The organism is Mycobacterium asiaticum (genome assembly GCF_001668675.1).
GTDB lineage: Bacteria > Actinomycetota > Actinomycetes > Mycobacteriales > Mycobacteriaceae > Mycobacterium > Mycobacterium asiaticum_D.
This window is the reverse complement of sequence record NZ_LZKQ01000170.1, coordinates 1-4,164: the sequence shown is the minus strand read 5'-3', so window position 1 is coordinate 4,164 and position 4,164 is coordinate 1. Positions and strand designations below refer to the sequence as shown.

Here is a 4,164-nt window from a genome sequence, read left to right as displayed (position 1 = left end):
GGTGTCGGCGGATTCGGCACCACCACCGGCGGCGCCGGCGGGTCGGGCGGTTCCGGCGGGCTCTTCGGTGCGGGCGGTGTGGGCGGAGCCGGCGGTTACGGCCTCACCACCGGTGGCGGCGGCGGGCAGGGCGGCAACGCCGGATTACTGTCCATCGGCCCTTCGGGCGGCGCGGGAGGCAAGGGCGGCGGCGCCAACAACGGGACCGGCGGAACCGGCGGGACCGGCGGCAACGGCGGGCTGCTCTTCGGCTCCGGCGGGACCGGCGGCAACGGTGGCGAGGGGCTGTTCAACTCCCACGGTGGCGCGGGCGGCTCCGGCGGCAATGCCGGTCTGCTCAACGGCTCCGGTGGCGCCGGGGGCGCCGGTGGCGCGGGCGGCCCGAACCCGAACACCATCGGCGGCCTCGGCGGCACCGGAGGAAAGGCTGGGGCAATTGGCAACGGCGGTGATGGCGGCGCCGGCGGGGCCGGCTCCGGCGCCGGCGGCGGAGGCGGCAACGGCGGTTCGAATAATGGGGCCGTGCTGATCGGCAACGGTGGAAACGGCGGCAACGGTGGGACCGGCACACCGCCGGGCGGGCCCGGCGCCGGCGGCACCGGCGGCTTACTGCTGGGCCGGGACGGGCTTAAGCCGCTTCTTTGACGGGCGGGCGATAGAAGATCAACAGCTGGCCGATGGCACCGGCCAGGCCCAGACCCAGCGAGATCGCCAAACCGTGCCAGCCGTCGAACCAGTTCTTGCCGAAGATCAGATAATCGAGGCTGAGTTTCCCGGCCCCCAGGGTGGCGACGACCACCGCGCTCAGGGCCAGCACCAGGTTGTACTCCCAGCCCTCCTTGACGATGAAGAAACCGTTGGCGCGGTGCACCGTCCAGGCCGCGACGATCATCAGCGAGACGAAGCCCGCCGCCGGGATCGGGGTGAGCAGCCCGGCCGCCAACCCCAGCCCGGCCGCGGTCTCGGTGGACGCGGCGACGGTGGCGTGGAACTTGCCCGGCTTCATCCCGATGCTTTCGAACCACCGGGCGGTGCCTGGGATGCGCCCGCCGCCGAAGAATTTGTTCAAACCGTGCGCGGCAAGGGTGAGACCCAACACCAGCCGCAGGATCAGCAACCCGAGATCGTAGGGAGTCATAGGGTCAAAACTAGAGCATCGGGCATAGCTGTGACAGCAGCGGCGGAGCGGCCGGGCCTGGCCACCCGTATGGGACCATTGCAGGCGTTCCGGCAATGACCAGGGGGTGCAAGGATGGCTCGTCTCGCGCGACGCCACGCCCCCTCAGCAGGCACCCTGCGCGACCCCGTGGTGTTGCTCGACGGCCGGGCGCAGCTGCCACGAGAGATCCTGGGCAACAAGGGCCATGGCATCGACACCATGCGCCGTCACAATTTGCCGGTACCTCCCGCGTTCTGCATCACCACCGAAGTCGGGCTGCGTTATCTCGCCGAGCCGGGACCGACGATCGATGCGATCTGGGAGCACGTCCTGAACGGGATCCGCTGGCTGGAAGACCAAACCTCCCGCACGTTCGGCCGAGGTCCGCGCCCGCTGCTGGTCAGCGTGCGTTCGGGCGCGACCCAGTCAATGCCCGGAATGATGGACACGATCCTGGACCTGGGTATCGACGACGCCGTCGAGCAGGCGCTGGCCGCGGCCACCACCCCCGAGTTCGGCCGTGACACCCGCCGCCGGTTCGGCCGGCTTTACCGGCGCACACTGTCGGGCTGCGACGCCGGCCCGGAACCCCCGCTCGATCCATATGCGCAACTTCGGGCGGGCATCGAAGCCGTGTTCGCCTCGTGGAATTCGCCCCGTGCCATCGCCTACCGCGAACACCACGGCCTCGACGACCGAAGCGGTACGGCGGTGGTGGTGCAGGCCATGGTCTTCGGCAACCACGTGCCGAAGTCCGGTGCCGGCGTGCTGTCGTCTCGCAATCCGATCACCGGCGCCGACGAACCGTTCGGCGAGTGGCTAGCCGGCGGCCAGGGCGACGATGTGGTGTCCGGCCTCGTGGACGTGGAACCGATCACCGCGCTGCGCGCCGAGCTGCCGGACGTCTACGAAGAGCTGATGGCGGCCGCCCAGCACCTCGAGCGGCTCAACGCAGATGTGCAGGAGATCGAATTCACCGTCGAGGACGGCAAATTGTGGCTGCTGCAAACGCGCGGCGCCGCGCGCCCGGCGCACGCGGCGGTTCGGTTGGCGCTGCAGCTGCGCCGGGAGGGCCTCATCGACGACGCCGAGACGCTGCGCCGGGTCACTCCGACCGACGTCCAGGCGGTGCTGCAGCCGGCCTTGCAGCCCGAAAGCCGCTTGGCGGCAAACTTGTTGGCCAAGGGTTTGCCCGCGTGTCCGGGCGTCGCGACCGGCACGGCGTACACCGACGTCGACGAGGCGCTGAGCGCCGCCGACCGGGGTGAACCGGTCATTCTGGTGCGCGACCACACCAGACCCGAGGACGTCATGGGAATGCTTGCCGCGCAAGGCATCGTCACCGAGATCGGTGGGGCCGCGAGCCACGCGGCGGTCGTCAGCCGCGAGCTCGGCAGGGTCGCCGTGGTCGGCTGCGGTCACGGGGTAGCCGCGGCACTGGCCGGCAGACAGATCACCGTGGACGGCTACGAAGGCGAAGTGCGCCAAGGGATTCTGGCGCTGACGGGATGGTCGCAGCACGACACGCCGGAGTTGCGCGAACTGGCCGACATCGCGATGGCCGTCAGCCCACTGCGCGCGCATCCGAGTGGCGGCCACCCCAAGCTGGCAGACGCGTCGGAGGCGGCGGCGCGTGCGGCGCTGAAAGCCGGGCACACCGACGTTGTCTCGCCCGCACCACTGATCACCATGTTGCATGCGATCCGCGTGAGGGCCGAGCGATGAGTGAGGTCTCCGTGCTGCAGGCGGTCCGGTTGAAAGGCCGGGTGCGGCTGCCCGACCTGGCCGCAACCCTGGCCGCCGACGAGACGGCGGTCGCCGAGACGGTGCGCCGACTGGCCGCCGACGGGTTGCTCGTCGAGGGCCCCACCGTGCGGATCACCGCCGAGGGCCGAGCCCAGCTCGCCGAGTGGCTGGCTGCCGAACGCCAGGGCGCCGATGCGACTGCCCTGGCTACCGCATATGACGAATTCCGTTCGGTGAATGCCGATTTCAAGGCGCTGGTCACCGACTGGCAACTTAGGGACGGCCAACCGAACGATCACGACGACGCCGGGTACGACGCCGCCGTGCTGGCCCGCCTCGACGCGGTACACGAGCGGGTGTTGCCGATCACCGCAGCTGTGGCCGTGCAATTGCCGAGGCTGGCCGGCTATCCGGCCAAGTTGAGCGCGGCTCTGGACAAGGTGAAAGGCGGCGAAACCGCCTGGCTGACAAGGCCGCTCATCGACTCCTATCACACCGTGTGGTTCGAGTTGCATGAGGAACTGATTCTGGCCGTCGGGTTGACCCGCGAAGAGGCTGCCAGATCGGGTGACGCACAGTGAGTTACAACGCCGCGTCCAGTACCCGCAGATAGCCGTCGATATCGGGCACAGCCGATCGTGCGGCGTGCACGCTGATCGCCACCATGTCGCCGATGCCGTGTACCCCATGGGTAAGGCCCATCACACTCGACAGTGCGGGATACCCGGCGGTGAGTGTCACCGCGGCGCCACCGAAGCGCAGGTCGTCCGCGCCGCGGTACACGCTGGACACCACGGTATTGCCGGCCACCTGTGCCGGACGTACGTCGGGGTCGAAATGCGATACACCCCAACGCAGCAACGCCGCGGGCACTGCAGCGAAGGCCTGGTCGCTCGCCCGGGCCGCGGGATGCTCGAACCGCCGGCGCGCATCGGCTAGATCACCGGCGATCCGATTCATCCGCTCAGCTCGCGGCAGACCAGGGTACAGCCCCACGACAGCGCTACCGAAATGGTTGTATGCCAGCGGCGCACCGGGTTTGGCCATCGGCACTTCGGCACCTAGCGAATCCGTTTCACCGCCAAGCCATTCCGTCAGCGCCTCGGCCACCGCGGCCAGCACCCCGACCGTGACCGTGGGCCCGGGTATCTGTCCACGCCGCCGCACCAGCGTGCGCACCGCACGGTCGACACCGAGGCGGGGCTGGTGCCTTTGGGAGTCGGGTTAAGGCCGCCGGTAGCCACGAACGCCAGGCCCGG

4 protein-coding genes and 1 pseudogene are annotated in these 4,164 nt (G+C 69.8%); 3 read left to right on the top strand and 2 right to left on the bottom strand.

Translation table 11 applies throughout. From position 1 onward, the window contains the following. A partial coding sequence (locus A9X01_RS30520) for a hypothetical protein (RefSeq protein WP_216638917.1) occupies positions 1 to 645 on the top strand: 645 nt, incomplete at its 5' end. Here the strand turns inward: A9X01_RS30520 and A9X01_RS14865 are convergent. Next, positions 629 to 1,138 carry a DoxX family protein gene (locus A9X01_RS14865; RefSeq protein WP_065121505.1) on the bottom strand — a complete coding sequence of 170 codons (510 nt, stop codon included), beginning with the start codon at positions 1,136 to 1,138 and terminating at the stop codon, positions 629 to 631. The two genes, A9X01_RS30520 and A9X01_RS14865, sit on opposite strands and share 17 nt — an antisense overlap. Before the next feature lie 114 nt (positions 1,139 to 1,252). On the opposite strand from A9X01_RS14865, the gene A9X01_RS14860 reads away from it, so the two are divergent. Together A9X01_RS14860 and A9X01_RS14855 are read left to right on the top strand one after the other, a co-directional pair. Next, a complete protein-coding gene (locus tag A9X01_RS14860) occupies positions 1,253 to 2,884 on the top strand; it encodes a pyruvate, phosphate dikinase (protein WP_081282392.1) in 1,632 nt (543 codons plus the stop codon). Then, on the top strand, positions 2,881 to 3,486 hold the full coding sequence (locus tag A9X01_RS14855; RefSeq protein ID WP_065121503.1) for a winged helix DNA-binding protein: 606 nt from the start codon (positions 2,881 to 2,883) through the stop codon (positions 3,484 to 3,486). Before A9X01_RS14860 ends, A9X01_RS14855 begins: the two co-directional genes overlap by 4 nt. Before the next feature lies 1 nt (position 3,487). On the opposite strand, the pseudogene A9X01_RS14850 reads toward A9X01_RS14855, so the two are convergent. Next, positions 3,488 to 4,090, bottom strand: a pseudogene (locus A9X01_RS14850) (WS/DGAT domain-containing protein); the annotation flags it as partial. Positions 4,091 to 4,164 lie beyond the last annotated feature (74 nt).

What these genes read in the sequence shown, in the direction of transcription:
- A9X01_RS14860 (WP_081282392.1), top strand. Translation starts at nt 1,253, where the DNA reads ATGGCTCGTCTCGCGCGACGCCACGCCCCCTCAGCAGGCACCCTGCGC.
- A9X01_RS14865 (WP_065121505.1), bottom strand. Translation starts at nt 1,138, where the DNA reads ATGACTCCCTACGATCTCGGGTTGCTGATCCTGCGGCTGGTGTTGGGT.
- A9X01_RS14855 (WP_065121503.1), top strand. Translation starts at nt 2,881, where the DNA reads ATGAGTGAGGTCTCCGTGCTGCAGGCGGTCCGGTTGAAAGGCCGGGTG.